We start from the raw sequence: 21,201 nt of genomic DNA on the forward strand, positions 1-21,201 counted from the left end.
ACCACGTGCTAGCCGACTTCGACCATCTCATCGCCGCAGGTGCACCGGTACGGCTGGTCCGCGCCGGCGCAGTGGCATGCGACCTCAATGCGCACCCGGCAGCCACAACCTTCGTGGGAACAAGTCAGCAGCGTTCCTGCCTCGTTAGCCATCTACTCCACCCTTACTATCTCGGGACCCCTGAACGAAGGATCCAGCGGAATCAACCTAGCATATACCCCCCAGGGGTATATGGGAAGGACCATCTTATGAAGTGGCGGTCGGCGATGTCGCCGGGCTAGCGTTGGCTCATGACCCAAAAGCCGAATCCTGCCGACGTTGACGCTTTTTTGGACACCACCGTGGTGGGCGACGATCCGGTGTTGTCCGCCGCCCTGGAGGCCAGCGAAGCGGCCGGGTTGCCGCGGATCGCCGTATCGGCCCAACAAGGGAAGTTCTTGAGCCTTTTGGCCGGTGCGATCCAGGCTCGCCGCATTCTGGAGATCGGCACACTGGGCGGCTTCAGCACGATTTGGCTGGCCCGGGGCGCCGGACCCGATGGGCGGGTGGTGACGCTGGAATATGAGCCCAAGCATGCCGAGGTCGCGCGGGCCAACATCGACCGCGCCGGTGTCGGCGATCGCGTCGAGGTGGTGGTCGGCGCCGCGCTGGAGACACTTCCGACCGTAACCGGCGGTCCCTTCGACCTGGTGTTCATCGACGCAGACAAGGAAAACAACGTCGGCTACCTGGAATGGGCTGTCCGGCTAACCCGTCCCGGCTCAGTTATCCTGGTGGACAACGTCATTCGTGAGGGCGCGATTTTGTCACCCGATCTCGACGAGAAGGTGCGCGCGACGCGACGGACGCTGGAGGTTATGGGTAAGCACCCGCAGCTTGATACCGCAGTGCTCCAGACGGTCGGCGCGAAGCATTGGGACGGGTTCGCGCTCGCCTTGGTGAAGTAAGCGTGAGGGCGCCTCTCGTCCCCGAGCGATCAAACCATCTGCGCCCCAACCGATTACCTGTCGTGCTTGCGCGTCGGTACCGACCATCACGCAGACGAAGATTCCCGCCCTCGCGTAGGTGCTCGACAACGCTGCGATCGCCGCCAAACGCCACCATTACAACATCAACGCGTTCGTCGACCGCCGGCCAGTCCGCCACCCATCCCGGCCTGACCCACCGGAACGTCGAGGCGGAGTCGATCTGCGATGTCCAGCTTTCTTACCCGCCCTGGGCCATAGCGGCGTCGAGCAACGCGCGCACAGTCGTATAGATCTGCCGGGCGGCATCGTCGATGGTGCCCATGGGTTGCAGCATATGGCTGAAGGTCAAGCGGACGTCGACTTCGACGACCGAGTCCAAGTGCCGGTCGATCGGATCCGAAAGATCATAGAAATCCCGAACGGCCGCGGCGATCGTATCCATCGCACCGCGCCAGATGGGTGTCGGTCCCACGGTCAGTAGCGGAGTCAGGCCGACCTCCGTGTCGCGAGCACGGGTAAGGCTCGCTTTGACCAGGGGGTCGTCGGCGCCGGCGCGCAGGGTAAAGGCTGCGCCAGCCGCAAGACCGGCGGCCACGTCGTCGGGATGGCCATGCATCGCCGAAATGACCCCGGTGATGAATCGGTCGGTCTCCCTTTGGACCAGGGCCTGGCCCAGTGCCTGCTTAGCGCCGATCTCCTTGTACAGCACTTGTCGGCTGATGCCGACCGTGGCGGCGATGCTTGACATGTTGACCGCCTGCCAACCCTCGGCGCAGACCAGCGCATACGCCGCGTCCAAGACGCGAGCGCGCAGCAACTGGCGAACCTCAGCCTGAAAGTTCGGCGCTTCCGACATACCCCACAGCATACGACAAACCTGATAAAGATGTCGTGATTGACACAGTTGGGTCGATGCTGTATACGTTACATACAACTATCGGTTAGTTGTAACCGGAAGCGGGCGCGAGAGTGAATCCGGATGGTTCCGTCATCGAGTCGTCGATGCGCTGCAGGCGAGAATGCACCGTGGAAGATCCCGCTTGCGGCCGGCAGGGGCCGAAGCAATGGCCTTCATCGGCGCAATACGCCCGGAGTTGCCCTGTCGCACCTGCGAACCGGGGCCAAGCCGCGGTGAGACGTCCACGGACCGACTTGGCGTGGCGCCCTCAGCGGGAAGCCACGATTGTTACGGAGGCGATGGCCCGACTGTCCGATCCACAGCGTGCCATGATCTACCGCTCCCATTACCTCGGGCGGACGACGACGCAGATCGCCGCAGAACTGGGTACCAACGGCGAGGTCGTCAAGCATGAACTGCACCGTGCATTGCATGCACTGCGGATGACCCTGCAAAGCGCGGGCGGCGGGCGCTAATCGGCAGGACTTGCGCGGCTGCATTGCGGTTTGACGGTCGGTACGCCAGCCGCTTTTCGTTTGCTGGCGGTCGCTTGGCAAGCGTAATCTTGAAACGGATGGGTGGGTTGCAGTGGGCTCAAAAGGCTTGCTGCATAACAGAAAGGTCACAAAATGAGTACAGTCCATTCATCAATCGAGCACCACCCGGATCTATTGGCTCTGCGTCAGCGCTACGAGCGTGCTGCAGAGTCGACGACCGCACACGGCACATTCGGCCTCACATTGCTGACGGCGGTCTATGCGGCCTTGTCGCCATCGATTATCGGGTTCCAAGGAACGAGAGCGCTTGCGGTTAACGATTTCATCGTCGGGATCGTGTGCGTGGCGCTGGCGTTTGCGTTCGCGATGGCGTTGGATCGCAGCCACGGCATGACGTGGACGCTGCCGGTGTTAGGTGTCTGGTTCATCGTTTCGCCCTGGGTCCTACACGGTGTGTCGGCGCACGGCGCCATGGTGTGGTCGAATGTGATCGCAGGTGCGGTGCTGACGGTGCTGGGCCTGAACGCGATGTACTTCGGTATGCGCGCTCGTAGCTCGACAACCGGCTGACACGAGCGCCGATTTAGCCCACCCGGCCGGGTGATACCGGCCGGGAATCAGCTGTGGCCCATATCTAGCCGCAGACCGCTCCGACGGCGGCCGAGCCGACCAGCTTGATGTACTTGGCCAGCACACCGCTGGTATAGCGCGGTGGCAGCGGAGTGAAACCCTCACGGCGGGAAGCGAACTCGTCGGGGTCGACCAGGACGTCCAAAGTGCTCTTGGCGACGTCGAGCCGGATCCGATCGCCGTCGCGCAAGAATGCGATCGGCCCGCCGTCGGCCGCCTCGGGCGCGACGTGCCCCACGCACAGGCCGGTGGTACCGCCGGAGAACCGGCCGTCGGTCAATAGCAGCACGTCCTTACCCAGGCCAGCGCCCTTGATGGCGCCGGTGATGGCGAGCATTTCCCGCATCCCGGGACCGCCCTTGGGGCCTTCGTAGCGGATCACCACCGCGTCACCGTGCGTGATGGTGCCGTCGGCCAATGCGTCCAATGCGGCCCGCTCTCGGTCGAAAACCCTTGCGGTGCCTTCGAACACGTCGTCGTCGAAACCCGCCGTCTTGACCACTGCGCCCTCGGGTGCCAGTGACCCGTGCAGGATGGTGATTCCCCCGGTGGGGTGGATCGGATGGTCAAGAGCTCGCAGCACCTTGCCGTCGGGGTCCGGCGGGGCGATGTGCGCGAGGTTTTCCGCGACGGTCCGCCCGGTCACCGTCAAGCAGTCGCCGTGCAGCAGGCCGGCATCCAGCAGGGCCTTCATCACCACCGGGACGCCGCCGATGTGATCGACGTCGGACATCACGTGTTGGCCGAATGGTTTGACGTTGGCAAGGTGCGGTACGCGGGCGCCGATCCGGCTGAAGTCCTCCAGCGCCAGCTTGACGTTGGCCTCGTACGCGATCGCCAGCAGGTGCAGTACCGCGTTGGTCGACCCTCCGAACGCCATCACCACCGCGATCGCGTTCTCGAACGCCTCCCTGGTGAGGATGTCGCGGGCGGTGATGCCGCGCCGCAGCAGTTCGACGACGGCCTCGCCGCTGTGCCGGGCGAAGGCGTCGCGGCGACGATCGGTCGCCGGCGGCGCCGCGCTGCCGGGCAGCGACATGCCCAGTGCCTCAGCGGCGCTGGCCATAGTGTTGGCGGTGTACATGCCGCCGCATGCGCCTTCGCCGGGACAGAAGGCCCGCTCGATGGCGTCGACGTCTTCGCGCGGTATCAGGCCGCGGGCACACGCGCCGACCGCCTCGAACGCGTCGATGATGGTCACCTCGCGCTCGCTGCCGTCGGACAGCTTGGCGCGACCCGGCAGAATTGTGCCCGCGTAGAGGAACACCGCCGCCAAATCCAGGCGCGCCGCGGCCATCAGCATCCCGGGCAGCGATTTGTCGCATCCGGCCAACAGCACTGATCCGTCCAGCCGCTCGGCCTGCATGACGGTTTCCACACTGTCGGCGATCACCTCACGTGACACCAATGAGAAATGCATGCCCTCGTGGCCCATCGAGATACCGTCGGACACCGAAATCGTGCCGAACTCAAGCGGATAGCCGCCCGCGGCGAACACGCCCTCCTTGACGGCCTTGGCCAGCCGGTCCAATGACAGGTTGCACGGCGTAATTTCATTCCACGACGACGCCACTCCGATCTGAGGCTTGGCGAAATCGTCGTCGTCCATGCCTACCGCCCGCAACATGCCACGCGCGGCGGCCTTCTCCAGGCCGTCGGTGACCTCACGACTGCGGGGCTTGATATCGACGGCGGGTGACGGATCGTTGTTAGCGGGCATCGTCCAAGTATGCGCGGGCTGCCCTGCTGGTCCAAAATCATTTCTATACCCTGGTGGGGTATAGAATGTGCTGTCGAGAAGGCGATTCGCGGGGGCGGCGTCGAGATCGCTCAACCCGGCGTTGAGAATGGTTGCAATACCGGCGCGGTCACGATGCTCCACCACATCGTCACGGCGCGGCAAGCCGAGATCGACACCAAGATGCTGGAGATGAGATGACACCCGCACGCGGATACTCGTCGCAGAAGGACAACTACGCCAAACGACTGCGGCGCATCGAGGGGCAGGTGCGTGGCATCGCCAAGATGATCGAAGACGACAAATACTGCATCGACGTCCTCACTCAGATCAGCGCCGCCAACAATGCGCTGCGGTCGGTCGCGCTGAATCTGCTCGACGAGCACCTGGGACACTGCGTGAGCCGCGCGGTCGCCGAGGGCGGAACCGACGCCGACGAGAAGCTCGCCGAAGCGTCCGCCGCCATCGCGCGACTCGTCCGCTCCTGATGGTTAACCCGATCAGCGCATCGCATGGTTGAGTAGTGGCCGTGGGGCCAGCCCGTGCAGACGAAGCAGCGCGATCGCGCCGCTGGCGGAATGACCCCGCTGCGAGCGGGCCGTGGACGCCGCGGATCGCAATGCAGTTGGCGGTACTGGCCGCAGCGGCCTTCATCTATGTCACCGCCGAAATCCTGCCGGTAGGTGCGCTGCCCGCGATCGCGCGGGGCCTGCACGTCAGCGTGCCCGTGGTCGGCACGCTACTGGCCTGGTACGCGCTGGTGGCGGCGGTGACCACGATTCCACTGGTCCGTTGGACCGCGCACTGGCCGCGGCGTCGTGCGCTGCTGCTGTCGTTGGCGTGCCTGACCGCCTCACAGCTCATCTCGGCGGCGGCGCCCAACTTCGTCGTGCTGGCCGGTGGCCGCGTGCTCTCCGCGATCACACACGGCCTGATGTTGTCGGTCCTCGCACCGATCGCCACCCGGCTGGTCCCGGCCAGCCACTCCGGGCGCGCGACAACGGTCATCTACGTTGGCATCAGCCTGGCGGTGGTGGTTGGCAGCCCGGCGACGGCGGCGATGAGCTTGGTGTGGGGCTGGCGGTTCGCTGTCGCCGCGGTGGCCGCAGTAGCCGCCATGGTCACGGTGGCGGCGTGGGCGGTACTGCCAGTGCTGACGTTGACCGAGGAGCAGCTGTCCTACGTCGGCTCGGGGGCAGGTCATCATCGGAATAGGCGACTGGTCATCGTGAGCTTGCTCACCATGGTCGCGGTCACCGGCCACTACATCTCCTACACCTTCATCGCGGTGATCATCCGTGACGTCGTCGGGGTACGGGGACCGGCCCTGGCCTGGTTGCTGGCCACCTACGGCGTCGCCGGCCTGTTGGCGATGCCGCTTGTCGCCAGACCGTCGGACCATCGGCCCAGAACGGCGGTCATCAGCTGCATGGCCGCACTGTGGTTGACGTTCCTGGTGCTGATCGCACTGGCGTTTCACGGCTCGCACACCGGGGCGGGCTTAGTGATCGAAGCGATCGGGATCGCCGCGATCGCGTTGTGGGGTGGGACCGCCAGCGCGGTACCACCGATGCTGCAAGGTGCGGCGATGCGTGCCGGGGCGGACGACCCGGACGGGGCGTCCGGGCTGTATATGGCGGCCTTCCAAATCGGGATCATGGCCGGATCCTTCGCCGGCGGGCTGCTCTACGAACGCAGCGTGCTGGCGATGTTGGCCGCGTCAGCGGTCCTGATCGGCGCCGGAGCTGTGGGGATGACCGCCGAACGGCAGCTGTTTGACGTCCCCGCCACCGGCGACCGGTAAAATCTCTCTTAACGACCGACTACACCGCAGGTCAGCGGCCCAGAATGGGCCTGCGTCCCGGCTCAACCGACACTGCCGAGCCCGAAGCCGCGGTAACCGCTATGCATACTGGGTTGAGAACGTGACTGGAGGGATACGTATGTCGCGATGGACCGAGGGGCCTCTCGTCGCTGCTTTGAGCGCAGCGGGAATGACCGCTGTGCTGACGTTGGCCAGCGGCTCGGCGCTGGCTGATCCAGAGCCGGCGCCGCCGCCACCGCCCGCGCCGGGCGTAGACGCCCCACCGCCGCCGGCACCGCCACCACCGGGCGACCCGTTGGCACCGCCGCCGGCGGCCCCCGCCGCCGTGCCGTCCGGGCCGGCTGCCGGGCAGAACCCGGCGCCGTTCACCGGCGAGCCACCATTCGTGCCCCCGACGTTCAATCCGGTCAGCGGCTCGATGGTCGGCGTGGGCGAGCCGATCATCATCAACTTCCAGCGGACGATCGCCGACGCGGGAATGGCTGAACAGGCGATCCACGTGTCGTCGACCCCGCCGGTGCCCGGCAAGTTCTACTGGATGACCCCGACCCAGCTGCGCTGGCGCCCGCTCAGCTTCTGGCCCGCGCACACCGCGGTGCACGTCGACGCCGCCGGCACCATTTCGGACTTCGTGACCGGCGATTCGCTGATCGCGACGGCCGACGACGCCACCCACACGCTGACCGTCACCCGCAACGGGACTGTGGAGAAAACGATCCCGATGTCGATGGGTATGGCGGCAGGCGGTCACCAGACGCCCAACGGCACCTATTACGTGCTCGACAAGAAGGCCAAAGTGGTGATGGATTCGTCCACCTACGGGGTGCCGGTCAACTCGGCGTGGGGTTACAAGGTCAATGTGGAGAACGCGGTCCAGTTCGACAACAGCGGTGACTTCATCCACAGCGCGCCGTGGTCGGTGGACGATCAGGGCAAGCGTGACGTCAGCCACGGCTGCATCAACATCAGCCCGTCCAATGCGCAGTGGTTCTTCACCAACTTCGGCGCCGGTGACCCCGTCGTGGTGAAGAACTCCGTCGGGACTTACAGCAAGAACGACGGCTCCAACGACTGGGAGCGCTAGTTCCAGATCCTGACTCGGCGCTGCGGGTCCAGGTATAGCTCGTCGTTCTCGGCGACGTCGAAGGCGTCGTAGAAGGCGTCGATGTTGCGGATGACGCCGTTGCAGCGGAACTCCGGCGGCGAGTGCGGGTCGATGGCCAGCCGCCGGATCGCCTCGGCGTCACGGGATTTGGTGCGCCACACCTGGGCCCAGCCGAAGAATACCCGCTGCACGCCGGTGAGACCGTCGATGACGGGCGCGCTTTCGCCGTTCAGCGACAGCTGATAGGCGAGCAGCGCAATGGAAAGACCGCCCAGATCGCCGATGTTCTCGCCGACCGTGAACGCGCCGTTGACGTGGTGACCGTTCTCGAGCCCGCGGGGTGTGTAGACGTCGTACTGCTCGATCAGCGCTTTGGTGCGGGCACCGAACTCGGTGCGGTCGTCGTCGGTCCACCAGTCGACCAGATTGCCGTCGCCGTCGTACTTGGCACCCTGGTCGTCGAAGCCATGCCCGATTTCGTGGCCGATGACCGCGCCGATACCGCCATAGTTGGCTGCGTCGTCGACGTCGGGGCCGAAGAATGGTGGCTGCAAAATGCCTGCGGGGAAAACGATTTCGTTCATCCCCGGGTTGTAGTAAGCGTTGACGGTCTGCGGGGTCATGAACCACTCGTCGCGGTCGACGGGGCCGCCCAGCTTGGCCATCTCCCGATCGGAGTTGACCTGGTAACCGCGCCGGTAGTTGCCGTACAGGTCGCCACGGTCGATCACCAGCTTCGAGTAGTCCCGCCACTTCTTCGGGTAGGCGACTTTAGCGGTGAACTTGTCCAGCTTGGCCAGCGCGCGTTGCCGGGTCTGCGGCGTCATCCAGTCCAGGTTGGTGATGCTGACCCGATACGCTTCACGCAGGTTGGCGACCAGCGCGTCGATGCGCGCTTTGGCGTCAGGCGGGAAATGCCTTTGGACGTAAAGCTTTCCGACGGCGTCCCCCAGCATGCCTTCCACCAACCCGACTCCGCGCTTCCAACGCTCGCGGATCTGCTCGGCACCAGTGAGCTTGCGGCCGTAGAACGCGAAGTCCTCGGCGACCAGCGCATCGGTGAGCAATCCGGCGCGGGCATGGATCAGTCGCCAGCGCGCCCAACGCTTCCAGTCGTCGAAATCCCCGCTGCGCCAAAGTTCGGCGAATGTCGTCAAGTAATCCGGTTGGCGCACAACAAGTTCAGCGAGGGCATCCGGCGTGCTGCCCAGCGCGCCCACCCAAGCGGGCCAGTCGAAACCAGCCGCATCGGCCTGCAGATCGGCGAAGGTACGCAGGTTATAGGTGAGGTCGGCATCGCGGCGTTTCACGACATCCCAGTGCGCGGCGGCCAGTTTGGTCTCCAGCGCCACGATCCGGGACGCGGTTTCGCGATAGTCGTCGGGCGCACCGCCGTAGACGAGCGCGAACATCCGCGCTATGTGATCCGGGTAGGCGGCCAGCAACTCGCCGTGCTGCTCGTCGCGGTAGTAGGACTCGTCGGGCAGTCCCAGCCCCGACTGGTTGACGTGCACCAGGTAGCGGCTGGAGTTCTTGGAGTCGGTGTCGACATACACACCGACCCCACCGCCCACACCGGTACGTTGCAAGGCGCCGACAACGGCTGCCAGCGCGTCGGGATCGGCGGCATCGTCTATCGACGCCAACTCGTCCAGCAGCGGCTGCACACCCCGCTGTTCGACCGTCTCCTCGTCGAGGAAGCTGGCGTACAGGTCGCCGATGCGTTGTTCGTCGCTGCCGCGTGTCGCAGATTTCTCAGCGTTCTGGCTGACTTCGGCGATCAGGTCGCGCACCTGGACCTCCGCCCGATCAAACAACGAGCGGAAGGCGCCGTCGGTGGCGCGGTCGGCCGGGATCTCATAGTCGGCCAACCAGCGGCCGTTGACATGGCCGAACAGGTCGTCTTGGGGGCGGGCACCAGCGTCGACATTGCTCAGGTCGATGCCCGAGCGGATAGCTTCTACCGTCACGCCACCATTGTTCCTTAAGCCCAAGCCTGCCCTCTCGTCACTCCGGGCGCCAGGTAGCCTCACGCCATGCCCGACGGCGAGCAGACCAAGCCAGCAGCCGACGACAGTGATGAGGCAGCCGAGCCCGACCGGTTCGACGGCCCGACTATCTCCGGCTACGGTGTCGGATCGGCGGCGCTGGGAGCGCTTTGCGTGGCCGCGATCGCGCTGGGTGCGGCGATCTGGGTGGCGCACCGCAGCGACGTCGACGAGCGCGGCTACCGGAGCCGAATCATGCAGGCCGCCGTGGACTGGACGGGCGTGCTGATAAACATGAACACCAGCAACGTCGCGGCCAGCCTGCGGCGGTTGCACGACGGGACCGTCGGGGAGCTCAACGCCGATTTCGACTCCACGATGCAGCCCTATCAGCAAGTCGTGCAGCGGCTGCAGTCGACCAGCCACGGTCAGGTCGAGGCGGTGGCAGTGGAAGGGGTGCGCCACGACCTCGACATTCAGCCGGGCACCCGCCCACCGTCGCCTGAGCAGCTGCCGGCCTCGGTCGCCCGTCGCACCGACACGGTCATGGTGGTCGCCACGTCGGTCAGCGAGAACGCAGGCGGCAAGCCGCAAACGGTGCACTGGAACCTGCGGTTAGGGGTCTCCGACGTGGACGGCAAGCTGATGATCTCGCGGCTCGAGTCGATTCGATGAGGAACGCCTGGCGAGTTGTGGCGTTCGACGTCGCCGCGCCGTTGGCCGCCATCTGCGCGCTGCTGGCGATCGGGGTCGTTCTGGGCTGGCCGCGGTGGTGGGTGTCGGCGTGTTCGGTGTTGGTGCTGCTGATCGTTCAGGCCGTGGCGGTGAATGTCTGGCTGCTGCGCCGGGATTCGGTCACCGTCGGCACCGACGACGACGCGCCCGGTCTTCGATTAGCGGTCGTCGGGCTGTGCGCGGTGGCGGTGGTGTCGGCGGTGCTGACCGGTTACACCCACTGGACATTGCCGGACCGCCGCCTGAAGGCCGACTCGGCAGAGGTGGTGCGGCTCGCGACGGGGATGGCCGAGACGACGGCGACCTTCTCGCCGCAAGAACCGACGGCCTCCATCGACCGGGCCGCGGCCATGATGGTGCCGGAGCAGGCGACCGCGTTCAAGGAGAACTTCGCAAAGGCCACAGCGGATTTGGTGCACCGAAACGTCACCGCTTCCGCCTCGACGTTGGAAGCCGGCGTCGAAGCGATCGGTCCGTCTGCGGCCGCCGTGGCGGTGGTCCTGCGCGCTACCCAGAACGCGCCGGGTCAGCCTCCCAGCAACGCGGTGCTGGCGCTGCGGATCGCGCTGACCAAGCAGCGCGACCATTGGCTGGTGCTGGACGTGTCGCCGATCAACGCCCGCTAACGGCGGTCAGCGCAACCGGGCGTGCTCGACCATCAGGCAACGGTCCATCACCACGTGTATTCCGGCTGCCGCGGCGTCGCGGCCCACTTGCTCATGCCACAAACCCTCTTGTAGCCATAGGGTTTTGGGCCGTTGCTCAAGGGCGAGCGTCTCGGCGAGTACCGATGGCAACTCCTCGAACCGCCGGAACACATCGACCATATCGGGCACCACCGGCAAGTCAGCCAACCGCGGATACGCTGGGACGCCGTCGATCTCGGTGATCGTTGGGTTGACCGGATATACCTGGTAGTCGCCCGTCGCGACCAGATACGAGTAGATCTCGTGACTCGGCCGGGTCGGCTTGTCCGATGCGCCGACCACCGCGATGGTGCGGGTCTCGGCCAGGATCCGCCGCAGCGTCACATCGTCGGGCTGGCCGAGCATCAATGGCTGCGGGGCGGCCGCTGAGATGGCTGCTGGGACGGTTGGCGAGGCAGCGGTTGAGTTCTGGCCTTCGCGAACCGGTCAGACAGCCGGCGCATCCGGATCATCAACGCCGCCGACGGGCTGGTCGTGGCAGCGAGATAGGCACCCAGCTCGTCGACCGGCACCCCGATCCGGAACGCGAATTCGGGGACCTTCAGTCCCGATCGTTCGATCAGCAACCGTACGTGGCGGGCCACTTCGGTGCGCTCGTTGGCCTCCAGGTGCGCGCGGGCCCGGTCCAGCACCTCGGCGAGGGCCTTGGAGATGCCGTATGGCCGTGAGTTCTCCAGGACTTCTTCGACTTGACGGGCGGTGCGCCCGTACGGGTCGCGTTTGATCGCGACCGCGATCTGCTTCCAGATGGCGATGTCGCCACCTTCCAGCGCCGAGCGGATGGCCGAGGTGGGCCAGAACTCCACGGGCCGCGCGACATTGCGAGGAGGGACGGGAGATCGATGCGGCGCCGGTCCGCGGCGTCGATCGGGTGCCAACGTCACCTCGCCTACTCCAGCATCGCCACTGCCACCGACAGGCAGCGTTGCCTGACCTCCTCCCAGTCTGCCTTTGTATCGGGACCGGGCCAACTCTCGTCATCGAGATCTGTCGGATGTGGGTCCGCGAGCCGCCGGACCAACTGGGTAGCGATCCATTGCCGCCGGGGTGATTGACAACAGTAATACCTATCCATCCCGGCGAGCACCAAAGCGGCGGTCTCAGCTTCCATCGTGTCGACCAGCTCGGCAAATTCGGCATAGTCCCGGCTGCTGTTGCGGGACATGATCAGGTAGCCCTTCAGACGCAGCGTCTCCGCGCCGGTCGGGATCTGCAGCCGGTCGCCGGTGGGCAACTGGACGTGGGTGGTTTCCACCGGGCTACGCCGCTCGAACTGCGGGTCGTCGGCTTCGGCCTGGGTTTCCAGCGCGTCCAGAGCAACCGAGAGTCGGCCGCGCCAGAGCGTGACCGGATGCACGGGCCGGATCGCGCGCGGTGCCGCGCGGCCGATGCCGTCGCGGTGCGGCTGGCCGCCGACGAGCTTTTTGCTCTTCGAATGACCGTTGGTCCCGGCCACTGCCAACTGGTGCGTGGTGGCAGTGGTGGCATCGTCTCCGCCCTTGACGTGTTCCCGCAATTCGCCGATACGCCCACATCCGGTGAAGGCCAGCGGGTCGGCCACGGTAATCGCGTCGGGGACCAGGTGCTTGAGCCTGGCTGCGGACTTCAATACGATCCGCAGGTCTGCACTGGGCACCACCGGCGCCGAGATGTCATCGGGGATCATCAGGATATTGCCGAGATCGACTGTAGGCAAGGGCTTTTCGAAGTCGACCGATGGCAGGATGCGCTCCAGCCAACCTGGCAGCCACCAGTTCCACTGGGCGAACATGGCCATCAGGGCGGGCACCATCACCAGCCGCACCACGGTGGCGTCGACTGCGATCGCGACGGCGCAGGCCACCCCGATTTCGGCCACCAGCGGCATACCGGCGAACGCGAAACCGATGAACACCGCGATCATGATCAGCGCAGCGCTGGTGATGGTGCGCGCGCTGGTGCTCACGCCGTAGGCCACGGCGTCGCGGGTGTGACCGGATTGCAGGAACCGTTCCCGGATTCGGGTCAGCAAGAAGATCTCGTAGTCCATCGACAAGCCGAACGTCATGGCCAGCACCAGCGGCGGAACGGTGGAATCGATCGAGCTGATCGGCGCGAATCCGAGCTTCTCCAGCCAGCCCCACTGGAAGACCATCACCAAACTGCCGTAGGCGGCGGCCACCGACAACACCGTCATCAGCACGCCCTTGAACGCCAAGAACACCGACTGGATCGAGATCAGCAGCATCACGAAGGCGATCAGAGCGACGAAAACCAATACCAGCGGCTCGGTCTGAGACACCCGGTCGTCGAAGTCTTTGATCAGTGCGGTCGGTCCGCCGACGTCCACCTGCGCCGAGCCGGCCGCCGCCGCGGGTAGGTGGGCCCGCATCCATGCGATGCTGCTGCGCGCGCCCAGGTCCTCGGGATCCACCGACAGCACCCCGGACAACAGGGCGCTGGTGTTGTCGGCGGCGAACACCGGCGATGCCACCGAGACGATGTCGGGCGCCTGCGTCATCTGCTCACGGATCGCCGACAGTGTCTGGGTGTGCGTGGGCGAGGACGCGTCGCCGGTGGGGAAGGTGACCAGCACCTGCACGGGGCCCAGCGCGCCGGGCCCCAGCGCCTCGGCCGCCGCCGAGACTCCGGCGCGAATCTCATGCGACGAGTCGAATTGCCGGAGCAGGCTGTTGCCCAGCACCATCGATAGCGCCGGCACCGCCATGGCAATGAGGACAGCCGATGCCGCCAACGCCGACAGCCACGGCCGGTGCATCACTTCGCCGATCCAGCGACTCCAGAACCGCGACTGGGTCGTTTCGGGTCGCCGTGACCAATGCAGGACCGCGGATCTCTTGGCGGCTGCCCGGCCGAATGTCGCCAGCACCGCCGGTGTCATGGTTGTCGAGGTCAGCATCGCGACCGCGACCGCGAGGATCGCGCCGGTGGCCATGGACGCAAGCGCAGGGGTGTCGATCAAGTAGATACCGGTGAGCGAGGCCACCACGGTCGTCCCGGACAGCACCACGGCGAGGCCGGACGTTGCCATCGCCGCGTCGACCGCCTCCTGAGGCTGACGCCCGGCACGTAGTTCCTCTCGGAAGCGCATCAAAATGAACAGCGAATAGTCAACTGCCAGCGCGATGCCGAACATCGACACCGTCGAGGTGACGAAGACCGACATCGTGGTGTAGGCCGACAGCAGATAGACCAGTCCCATGGTGATGGCGACGGTGCAGATGCCCAATGCCAGCGGGATCGCGGCTGCGGCAAGCGAACCGAACACCGCCAGCAACACAATCAGGATGATCGGAAGGTTCCAGCGTTCCGCCGCGGCGATGTCGTGTTTGGTGTTGGCCGCCGCGGCCGTGCTCAGCGCGCCCTGGCCGATGACGTACAGCCGGACCCTGCCGTTCTGCATTTGTCCCGGCCGATCCCCCTGGACGCCGACCTTTGCCCGCAACTTCTTGGCGGCGTCACTGGCGCTGCTGTTGGTGGAGGAGTCCAGTCGCAACGACACCACATACGGCCGGTCGGGCTGCGGCGCCGGCTGAGCCGGATTTTGCACCACCGCCACGTCGGAGACCTGGCCGGCGACTTGCTGCAGAAACGTGGCAGCGGCGTTCATGTCTTCGTAGCTGGCATCTGCGCGCGGCGCAGCCACCAGCGCCAACGGCGACGTGCCCTGGTCGGGGTAATGCGCCTCGAGTGCGTCATGGACGCGCAGTGACTGGGATCCGGTCACCTCGAAACCGCCGCCGGTAAGGTGACCTGATTGGGTCAGCGTCAGGTAGATCGCCGGTATCAGCGCGAGCAACCAACCTGTGAAGACCAGCCAGCGGAATCTGCGCAGGTTGCTGCTTAGGCGCATCATGAAGTGCTGGATTTTGGTCTCCCCGCATTAGCGTTGCGTGCAGGTGAGCCTACCTCAGCAAGCTATGTGGCCATGCCGCTTACGGCACGCTGAGCTGCAACAACTCGGCAACGATCTCGGTGTGACGAGTTTCTTGTGTGGTGAATTGGCGGACCCGCCGGAACGGATGGCAGGATGGGCGGGGGCGTTAGCGGTTTGTTATATCCGCCGCTGATCGCAATCGTTTGCGAGGCCGACCAGATTCGCGAGCCCCTATCGCAAGCCATAAGGAGTTACCTATGACTTCCCGGACTGGGAGTACTGCGGCGTTGCGCCGACGGCTGCTCGGCGTTCTGACCGCCACCGCGTTGGGTGGTGCCACCGCGGTGGTGCTGCTGTCTGCGCCGTCGGCGGTCGGCGCGTCTGACCCCTGTGCTGCCAGTGAGATGGCCAGAACGATCGGCAACGTCGCCAGATCGGCCGGCGACTACCTGGACGGGCACCCGGAGACCAACCAGGCAATGACCACCGTGTTGCAAGAGCCGGCCGGACCGCAGTCGGTCAACTCGCTGGAGACGTATTTCGACGCCAACCCCAAGGCGGCCAGCGATATGCAGACGATCGCGCTGCCGCTCGCGGGGCTGTCGAGCAGGTGCAAGCTGCCGATCAGTCTTCCCCAGGTGCTCGGCTTCATGCAGAGCGCGCAGGGCGGCCTCCCCGGCGGCCTGCCGAGTGCCGCGGCGCAGGCAATCTCCGGCGCTCAGGCTGCGGTGCCTCCGGGTGGCGTTCCGGCGGCTGCCCCGGCTGCACCCGGCCCGGCGATGATGCCGGGGCTCAGCGCCGTCAAGTAATCGCCCGGCTAGTCCTGGGCGGCGCCCCGACGCTCGCGGGTCGCTGCCGTCTCACCGGGCTTGACGGCCGGATCCGGCGGCGAAACCGGGCCTGGTCGCGCGTCGCCGGGCAGCTCCGCCGCGGCGGGTTCGGCCGCCGACGCGTCGTCGGTCTGTGCGTCGCTGTCGATATCGATATCGTTCTCGGTGCGGAACATGAAGAAGAACACCACCCAGCCGACGGCACCGAGCAACAACCAGCTGATCAACCGGTAGATCAACATCGTGGAAATGGCGCCGGGCAATGGCATCCCACTGGACGCCAGACCAGGCACCAGCACCGCCTCCACGACCAGCAGACCGCCAGGCATCAACGGTATCGTGCCGACCGCGCGGGCAGCCGCACAGGCAACCGTCAAGCCGCCGACCGATGCGTGATAACCGGCCGCGTAAGCAGCGAAGCCGAGACAGGCGACGTCGGCGAACCGGTTGACAAGTGACCAGCTGAACGCCAGCGTCAAGTCCCGGCGGCTCAGGCTGACCGATTCCAGCTGGGAGAGCATCTCGCGCCACTTCGCCAGGCCGGTGTCGGCCGGTCTACCGCGAACCGAGTTGAGCCACGACAACACCCGGCACCCGATCCCGTCGATCAGTTCCGGCCTTGACGCCACCGCCTGGGCCAGCAGCAACAACGCGACGAAGCCGCCGAGGGTAAACAGCAACGAGAACGGGTTGTTCTTCGCGCCCAGGAAGAACGCCCCGCCCAGGCCAAGCAGGGCCAACCCAACCGCTTGCAACACACCCGACATCACCAGCTGCCACGACGCCACCAACGTCGACGCACCCCAAATCCGTTGCTGCCGAAGCAGAAACGTCGCCGCGAGCACCGGACCGCCGGGCAGCGTGGTGCTCAGCGAGTTGGCGGCGTAGTAGGCGGCTTCCGACCGCAGTTGTTTGACGTGCACACCGGCCGATGCCAGCAGGGTCCGTTGCATCTGGGCGAAGCTGTGCATCAAGACGACGGCGGCCAGGGCCGAGGCCAGCAGCCAGTACCACTTAGCTGAGTACAGGCTCTTGGCGGCCTTGGCCAGCTGGTCCCACACCAGTGCCACTTCGACCGCCAACACGATCGCGACGACGCCCAGAACCGCCCAGCGCACCCACCAGTACTTGCCGCGGGCACGTTGTTCGTAATGACCGTTGACGTTCGTGGCCGGTGCGTCGCGAGGCACGTCCTTCAGCGTAGCCGCGCAGGTCGCGCCGGGATCGGTGCGCGGCGCAGGTGTCCGGATGGATTTGCCGACGGTGACCTGCGGGCTGGCGATTAGGCTTGAGCATATGCCGTCGAGGGCCGACGACGATTCGGTAGAACCCATCGTTCGGAAGGCGGCTGCCTGGTCCTGGCGATTGTTGGCCATCTTGGCGGCTCTGGTCGCGTTGCTATGGGTTATCAAGCGGCTGGAAATCATCATCGTTCCGCTGCTGCTGGCGCTGATGTTGAGCGCATTGTTGGTCCAGGCCGTCGATTGGCTGGACCAGCGGGGGGCTCCCCGCGGTGGCGCGGTCGCCCTGGTGTTACTGATCGCCTTCGCGATTCTGGGCGGCATTTTGACATTCGTCATCAGCCAGTTCGTCATCGGTTTGCCGGACTTGGTCAACCAGGTCACCCGCAGCATCGATAAAACCCGTAATTGGCTGATCGAGGGCCCGCTGCATCTGAGCCGCCAACAGATTGAGAACGCCGGCAACGCGGCGATCCAGGCGCTGCAGAACAATCAGGCGAAGTTGACCAGTGGCGCGCTGTCCACCGCGGCCACCGTCACCGAAATCCTCACCGCGGCACTGCTGATGCTGTTCACGCTGATTTTCTTCCTCTACGGCGGGCGCAATATCTGGGCCTATGTCACCAAGATCTTCCCTTCCCACGTCCGGGACCGGGTGCGTGCTGCGGGCAGCGCAGGTTACGGGTCGCTGGTGGGCTACGTGCGGGCCACCTTTCTGGTGGCGTTGGTCGACGCGGCGGGAGTCGGCACCGGTTTGGCGATCATGAGCGTGCCGCTGGCTCTGCCGCTGGCCTCGTTGGTGTTCCTCGGTGCGTTCATCCCGCTGGTCGGTGCCGTAATCAGCGGTTTTCTCGCGGTGGTGGTCGCGCTGCTCGCGAAGGGTTGGGTCTATGCACTCATCACGCTGGGCGTGCTGATCGGCGTAAACCAGCTCGAGGCGCACATCCTGCAGCCATTGGTGATGGGCCGGGCAGTGTCGATACATCCATTGGCAGTGGTGCTAGCGATCTCGACGGGCGGTGTGCTCGCCGGGGTCGTCGGCGCACTGTTGGCGGTCCCGACGGTGGCTTTCTTCAACAACGCGTTCCAGGTGCTGCTGGCAAAGGATCCGTCCGCCGCGACCAAGGAGACCGGCGACGATACTTCCATCATCCAAGCTGTACCGGATGTGCCGGAGCCGGAAAGCGAGGCCGAGGGCTAGATCCGGCCTTCCCGGCGCAGCAGATCCTGAGCGCTGAGCCCGCCGCCTCGGCGCTGATGCGGCCGATCGCCGGCATCGTTTCCGCGGGCGTTCAGTTTCTGGGTGGCGACGTCGGGGTTCTTCTCGTCCCGCGGGCCGGTCGGGATGTCGGTGGTGGCATCGCCCTCGTCGTCGGGCCGCTGACCCGGAGAGCGCTGGCCCGGAACCGGCATCGCCCGGGTCTGATCGGCGGACGGTTCCGACGGCGGCGGGGGAGTCGGCTGCGGTCCCCGCAATTCGCTGAGCCAGGACTCTATTTCGCGGTCTTCACCGCGGGGCGGTTGGGCCCCCGGCGGTGGGGCGGCGGGTGTGGGTGGGCGTTCGCGCCCGGGGGCGGGAGCCGGCGCAGCGTTCTGCTGGGCCGAGAAGCGCGTCGTCGGCGGCTCTTTGGGCTCCGGGCGCCTTTGCGCGCGCATCTTCGTGGTGCCTGCGGCCGAGGGCGTGTCCTGAGCCGGCGGTCGGTATTCCGGTCGAGGGGCCGGCCCAGCCCGTCTGGTTGGCCGCGGTGGAGCCTCCGCGCCGGGGTGGGTGGGGTCGTGCGGTGGACGCGGTGTCGCGGCGACGAGGGTAGGTGCCGCGACCGCAGGCCGCTCGGCCCGGGCACGTGGGACAGGCTTCTTGCGCTCATCGGGCAGGTGGATCTCGCCAAGCCCGATGCGGTTTTGCAGGCGCTTCATCCACATCGGGGCCCACCAGCAGTCATCGCCGAGCAGCTTCATCACGGACGGCACCAAGAACATCCGGATGACGGTGGCGTCCAACAGAAGTGCTGCCATCAGCCCGAACGCCAGGTACTTCATCATCACCAGGTCGGAGAAGATGAACGAGCCGGCGACCACGGCAAGGACGGTTGCCGCCGCGGTGATGATGCGACCGGTGGCCGCGGTGCCGATCCGGATGGCCTCCGCGGTGGACATGCCGCGTGCTCGCGCTTCGACCATCCGGGAGACCAGGAAGACCTCGTAGTCGGTCGACAACCCGAAGATGACCGCGATGATCAGACCGATCACCGGCGCGGTCAACGGCGTTGGTGTGAAATTCAGCAATTTGGCGAAGTGGCCGTCGACGAAGATCCACGTCAGGATGCCCATCGTCGATCCCAGCGTCAGTGCGCTCATCACGGTGGCCTTGAACGGGAGCACCAGTGATCCGAACGCCAGGAACATCAACAGCGTGGTGGTGGTCAACAGGATGACCAACATCAGCGGCAGCTTGCTGAAAATCCCGTGGATGGCGTCCTGCTCGAGCGCCGGGGTGCCGCCGACCAGAACGGTCAGACCTTTGGGTGCGGTGATGGCCCGCAATTCGTTGATCTTCTTGGCCGAGTCGTTCCCATTCACCAGCCCGTTCTGGATCACCCGGACCGACGCGTCCTTGGGGTGGCTGGTCCCATTGGGGCCTGCTAAGCAGGGATTATCGGCGATCGTCGGGCAGGGTCGTTCCTGCCAGTCCTTGTCGGTGAACCCGCTGATTGAGCCGACGCCGTTGCGTATTTCGGCGACCTGCTGGTCGGTGACCTTGCTGCCGTTGTCGCTTTGGATCACCACGGTGATCTGCTGGGTGCGGTAACTGGGGAACAGCTTGTCAAATTTCTCCTGTGCCACTCGGACCGGGTTGCTCGGTGGCAGGTACTTCTCGCTGAAGCCGCCGAGTTTCAGGTTGCCCAGCGGGATGATCAGCAGGATCATCGCCACCACGATCGGAATGGCGAAGACCAGCGGGCGTTTCATCACCCGGTTGACCAGCTTGCCCCAGAACTCCTGCTCGACCTCTTCCCGAGTCTTGGTCTTTTGTAGCAGGCCGGCAAGCCAGTTCAGGTAGGCCCGCGACGGCTTCCAGTTCGCCAAGAACGGCACTCGCAGCAGGGTCCGCACGCCCAGCGCGTCGACGTGGTGACCGAGGATACCCAGCACGGCCGGCAGGATGGTGATCGACAAGATCGCCGACAGCATGACCGCTGCGATGACGGCGTAGGTCAGCGACTTCAGGAAGCCTTGCGGGAACACCAGCATGCTGGCCCCGGACACGGCGATCAGCACCGCTGAGAACGTGACGGTGCGCCCAGCTGTCATCATCGTGCGGCGAACGGCGACCTCGCTGTCGTAGCCCTCGGCGATCTCCTCCCGGAACCGGCTCACTACGAACAGCCCATAGTCGACGGCGATACCAAGGCCGATCATCGTCACCACGGGTTGGGCGAAGAAGTTCACCGGACTGAACATCGCGATGAATCGCATGATGCCCAGCGCGCCGGCGATTGCCAGGCCGCCGACCATCACCGGCAGGCAGGCGGCGACCACTCCGCCGAAAACCAGGAACAGCACCACCGCCACCAGCGGCAGCGCGAGAACTTCCATTCGTCGTTGGTCGGTTTCGATGGTGCCGGTCAAGCCGTTGGCTACCGGTTCGAGGCCGGCGACTTCGACCTTTCCGCCGTCGAGTTTCTGCAGGTCGGGTGCGATCTCCTTGTAGTTATTCAGGATGGAGTCGTCGCTGTCGCCCTTGAGTGGGATGGACACAAAGGTGTGTTTCTTGTCGTCGGTCGCCATGCCCTTGACAACGGGGTCGGTGGAATTCGGTGCCGCCAGGTAGCCGACCCAGCCCAGTACCTGGTCGGGGTGATCGGCTTTGAATTTGTCGAGTTGGTCCGTGATCTGCTTGGACCAGGCCGGGTCGTCGACCGTCTTGCCCTGCGGAGCCGTGAAGGTAGCCACGATGTGGCTGGTCCGGTCACGGCCGTAGGTGTCGTCGCCCAGTATCGACGCCTTGACCGACTGACTGCTGTCGTCAAAGAAACCACTTTGCGTGACGTGGTTGCCGAGGCTGATCCCGAAGATGCCCGCGCCGAGGCACAGCGCCACCATGACGCCGATCACGATGAACCGGTAGCGGTACACAATTCGACCCCACCAGGCGAACACG

Annotated in this window: 20 protein-coding genes and 1 pseudogene; 11 read left to right on the forward strand and 10 right to left on the reverse strand. The window is 65.6% G+C overall.

Annotation, left to right across the window (positions count from 1 at the left end):
• Positions 1-8 precede the first annotated feature (8 nt).
• The gene (locus tag VEI45_RS10900; protein ID WP_324852982.1) at positions 9-152 is read right to left on the reverse strand and encodes a metallothionein; all 144 of its coding nucleotides are present in this window, start codon (positions 150-152) and stop codon (positions 9-11) included.
• A 138-nt stretch (positions 153-290) separates the two neighbouring features.
• Between VEI45_RS10900 and VEI45_RS10905 the strand changes: the two genes are divergently transcribed.
• Positions 291-947, forward strand: a complete 657-nt coding sequence (locus tag VEI45_RS10905; RefSeq protein WP_324852984.1) for an O-methyltransferase — start codon at positions 291-293, stop codon at positions 945-947.
• On the opposite strand, the pseudogene VEI45_RS10910 reads toward VEI45_RS10905, so the two are convergent.
• Together VEI45_RS10910 and VEI45_RS10915 are read right to left on the reverse strand one after the other, a co-directional pair.
• A pseudogene (locus VEI45_RS10910) lies at positions 942-1,201 on the reverse strand (nitronate monooxygenase); the annotation flags it as partial. The gene VEI45_RS10905 and the pseudogene VEI45_RS10910 sit on opposite strands and share 6 nt — an antisense overlap.
• A 5-nt stretch (positions 1,202-1,206) precedes the next feature.
• Complete coding sequence (locus VEI45_RS10915) at positions 1,207-1,824, reverse strand: TetR family transcriptional regulator (RefSeq protein ID WP_324852986.1); 618 nt, start codon at positions 1,822-1,824, stop codon at positions 1,207-1,209.
• Positions 1,825-2,165: 341 nt separating this feature from the next.
• On the opposite strand from VEI45_RS10915, the gene VEI45_RS10920 reads away from it, so the two are divergent.
• Both VEI45_RS10920 and VEI45_RS10925 read left to right on the forward strand, forming a co-directional pair.
• Positions 2,166-2,342, forward strand: a complete 177-nt coding sequence (locus VEI45_RS10920; RefSeq protein ID WP_324852988.1) for a sigma factor-like helix-turn-helix DNA-binding protein — start codon at positions 2,166-2,168, stop codon at positions 2,340-2,342.
• Positions 2,343-2,495: 153 nt separating this feature from the next.
• Entirely contained in the window at positions 2,496-2,933 is a 438-nt protein-coding gene (locus tag VEI45_RS10925) for an SPW repeat protein (protein WP_324852990.1), read from the forward strand.
• 64 nt (positions 2,934-2,997) lie between these two features.
• On the opposite strand, the gene ilvD is transcribed toward VEI45_RS10925, so the two are convergent.
• Positions 2,998-4,713: a dihydroxy-acid dehydratase gene (ilvD, locus tag VEI45_RS10930; protein ID WP_324852992.1), complete on the reverse strand. Its 1,716-nt coding sequence runs from the start codon at positions 4,711-4,713 to the stop codon at positions 2,998-3,000.
• Between the two features lie 9 nt (positions 4,714-4,722).
• Between ilvD and VEI45_RS10935 the strand changes: the two genes are divergently transcribed.
• The 4 genes from VEI45_RS10935 (at position 4,723) to VEI45_RS10950 (ending at position 7,640) form a co-directional block, all read left to right on the forward strand.
• Complete coding sequence (locus VEI45_RS10935; protein ID WP_324852994.1) at positions 4,723-4,932, forward strand: hypothetical protein; 210 nt, start codon at positions 4,723-4,725, stop codon at positions 4,930-4,932.
• Positions 4,929-5,219 carry a metal-sensitive transcriptional regulator gene (locus VEI45_RS10940; RefSeq protein ID WP_324852996.1) on the forward strand — a complete coding sequence of 97 codons (291 nt, stop codon included), beginning with the start codon at positions 4,929-4,931 and terminating at the stop codon, positions 5,217-5,219. Before VEI45_RS10935 ends, VEI45_RS10940 begins: the two co-directional genes overlap by 4 nt.
• A 131-nt stretch (positions 5,220-5,350) precedes the next feature.
• Positions 5,351-6,535 (forward strand): MFS transporter, encoded by a 1,185-nt coding sequence (locus VEI45_RS10945; RefSeq protein WP_324852998.1) that lies wholly within the window; start codon positions 5,351-5,353, stop codon positions 6,533-6,535.
• Between the two features lie 139 nt (positions 6,536-6,674).
• Positions 6,675-7,640: a L,D-transpeptidase gene (locus VEI45_RS10950; RefSeq protein WP_324853000.1), complete on the forward strand. Its 966-nt coding sequence runs from the start codon at positions 6,675-6,677 to the stop codon at positions 7,638-7,640.
• Here the strand turns inward: VEI45_RS10950 and VEI45_RS10955 are convergent.
• Positions 7,637-9,631 (reverse strand): M13 family metallopeptidase, encoded by a 1,995-nt coding sequence (locus tag VEI45_RS10955; RefSeq protein ID WP_324853002.1) that lies wholly within the window; start codon positions 9,629-9,631, stop codon positions 7,637-7,639. The two genes, VEI45_RS10950 and VEI45_RS10955, sit on opposite strands and share 4 nt — an antisense overlap.
• A gap of 66 nt (positions 9,632-9,697) precedes the next feature.
• On the opposite strand from VEI45_RS10955, the gene VEI45_RS10960 reads away from it, so the two are divergent.
• Both VEI45_RS10960 and VEI45_RS10965 read left to right on the forward strand, forming a co-directional pair.
• Positions 9,698-10,324: a hypothetical protein gene (locus tag VEI45_RS10960; protein ID WP_324853005.1), complete on the forward strand. Its 627-nt coding sequence runs from the start codon at positions 9,698-9,700 to the stop codon at positions 10,322-10,324.
• Positions 10,321-11,010 (forward strand): hypothetical protein, encoded by a 690-nt coding sequence (locus VEI45_RS10965; RefSeq protein ID WP_324853007.1) that lies wholly within the window; start codon positions 10,321-10,323, stop codon positions 11,008-11,010. Before VEI45_RS10960 ends, VEI45_RS10965 begins: the two co-directional genes overlap by 4 nt.
• A gap of 6 nt (positions 11,011-11,016) precedes the next feature.
• Here the strand turns inward: VEI45_RS10965 and VEI45_RS10970 are convergent, their stop codons facing one another.
• From VEI45_RS10970 to VEI45_RS10980, 3 genes are read right to left on the reverse strand one after another with little or no spacing between them, the layout of a single operon-like run.
• Positions 11,017-11,436, reverse strand: coding sequence for a CoA-binding protein (locus VEI45_RS10970; protein WP_324853008.1), 420 nt, complete (start codon positions 11,434-11,436; stop codon positions 11,017-11,019).
• A complete protein-coding gene (locus VEI45_RS10975) occupies positions 11,436-11,975 on the reverse strand; it encodes an XRE family transcriptional regulator (protein WP_324853010.1) in 540 nt (179 codons plus the stop codon). The genes VEI45_RS10970 and VEI45_RS10975 overlap by 1 nt, the downstream gene beginning before the upstream one ends.
• Positions 11,976-11,980: 5 nt before the next feature.
• The gene (locus VEI45_RS10980; protein WP_324853012.1) at positions 11,981-14,947 is read right to left on the reverse strand and encodes an MMPL family transporter; all 2,967 of its coding nucleotides are present in this window, start codon (positions 14,945-14,947) and stop codon (positions 11,981-11,983) included.
• A 278-nt stretch (positions 14,948-15,225) separates the two neighbouring features.
• Here VEI45_RS10980 and VEI45_RS10985 point away from each other — a divergent pair, with 278 nt between their 5' ends.
• Positions 15,226-15,777, forward strand: coding sequence for a hemophore (locus tag VEI45_RS10985; protein ID WP_324853014.1), 552 nt, complete (start codon positions 15,226-15,228; stop codon positions 15,775-15,777).
• Between the two features lie 8 nt (positions 15,778-15,785).
• On the opposite strand, the gene VEI45_RS10990 is transcribed toward VEI45_RS10985, so the two are convergent.
• Positions 15,786-16,988 carry a lysylphosphatidylglycerol synthase transmembrane domain-containing protein gene (locus VEI45_RS10990; protein WP_414687450.1) on the reverse strand — a complete coding sequence of 401 codons (1,203 nt, stop codon included), beginning with the start codon at positions 16,986-16,988 and terminating at the stop codon, positions 15,786-15,788.
• Between the two features lie 106 nt (positions 16,989-17,094).
• Here VEI45_RS10990 and VEI45_RS10995 point away from each other — a divergent pair, with 106 nt between their 5' ends.
• A complete protein-coding gene (locus VEI45_RS10995; protein ID WP_324853016.1) occupies positions 17,095-18,240 on the forward strand; it encodes an AI-2E family transporter in 1,146 nt (381 codons plus the stop codon).
• Here the strand turns inward: VEI45_RS10995 and VEI45_RS11000 are convergent.
• Positions 18,237-21,200, reverse strand: coding sequence for an MMPL family transporter (locus VEI45_RS11000; protein ID WP_324853018.1), 2,964 nt, complete (start codon positions 21,198-21,200; stop codon positions 18,237-18,239). The two genes, VEI45_RS10995 and VEI45_RS11000, sit on opposite strands and share 4 nt — an antisense overlap.
• Position 21,201 lies beyond the last annotated feature (1 nt).

This window comes from Mycobacterium sp., from assembly GCF_035623875.1.
In the GTDB taxonomy this organism is placed as follows: Bacteria; Actinomycetota; Actinomycetes; order Mycobacteriales; family Mycobacteriaceae; genus Mycobacterium.

Excerpts from the sequence above, each read along its gene's own strand:
- VEI45_RS10900 (WP_324852982.1), bottom strand. The coding sequence starts at position 152 with ATGGCTAACGAGGCAGGAACGCTGCTGACTTGTTCCCACGAAGGTTGT.
- VEI45_RS10905 (WP_324852984.1), top strand. The coding sequence starts at position 291 with ATGACCCAAAAGCCGAATCCTGCCGACGTTGACGCTTTTTTGGACACC.
- VEI45_RS10915 (WP_324852986.1), bottom strand. The coding sequence starts at position 1,824 with ATGTCGGAAGCGCCGAACTTTCAGGCTGAGGTTCGCCAGTTGCTGCGC.
- VEI45_RS10920 (WP_324852988.1), top strand. The coding sequence starts at position 2,166 with ATGGCCCGACTGTCCGATCCACAGCGTGCCATGATCTACCGCTCCCAT.
- VEI45_RS10925 (WP_324852990.1), top strand. The coding sequence starts at position 2,496 with ATGAGTACAGTCCATTCATCAATCGAGCACCACCCGGATCTATTGGCT.
- ilvD (WP_324852992.1), bottom strand. The coding sequence starts at position 4,713 with ATGCCCGCTAACAACGATCCGTCACCCGCCGTCGATATCAAGCCCCGC.
- VEI45_RS10935 (WP_324852994.1), top strand. The coding sequence starts at position 4,723 with ATGCGCGGGCTGCCCTGCTGGTCCAAAATCATTTCTATACCCTGGTGG.
- VEI45_RS10940 (WP_324852996.1), top strand. The coding sequence starts at position 4,929 with ATGACACCCGCACGCGGATACTCGTCGCAGAAGGACAACTACGCCAAA.
- VEI45_RS10945 (WP_324852998.1), top strand. The coding sequence starts at position 5,351 with ATGCAGTTGGCGGTACTGGCCGCAGCGGCCTTCATCTATGTCACCGCC.
- VEI45_RS10950 (WP_324853000.1), top strand. The coding sequence starts at position 6,675 with ATGTCGCGATGGACCGAGGGGCCTCTCGTCGCTGCTTTGAGCGCAGCG.
- VEI45_RS10960 (WP_324853005.1), top strand. The coding sequence starts at position 9,698 with ATGCCCGACGGCGAGCAGACCAAGCCAGCAGCCGACGACAGTGATGAG.
- VEI45_RS10965 (WP_324853007.1), top strand. The coding sequence starts at position 10,321 with ATGAGGAACGCCTGGCGAGTTGTGGCGTTCGACGTCGCCGCGCCGTTG.
- VEI45_RS10970 (WP_324853008.1), bottom strand. The coding sequence starts at position 11,436 with ATGCTCGGCCAGCCCGACGATGTGACGCTGCGGCGGATCCTGGCCGAG.
- VEI45_RS10980 (WP_324853012.1), bottom strand. The coding sequence starts at position 14,947 with ATGATGCGCCTAAGCAGCAACCTGCGCAGATTCCGCTGGCTGGTCTTC.
- VEI45_RS10985 (WP_324853014.1), top strand. The coding sequence starts at position 15,226 with ATGACTTCCCGGACTGGGAGTACTGCGGCGTTGCGCCGACGGCTGCTC.
- VEI45_RS10995 (WP_324853016.1), top strand. The coding sequence starts at position 17,095 with ATGCCGTCGAGGGCCGACGACGATTCGGTAGAACCCATCGTTCGGAAG.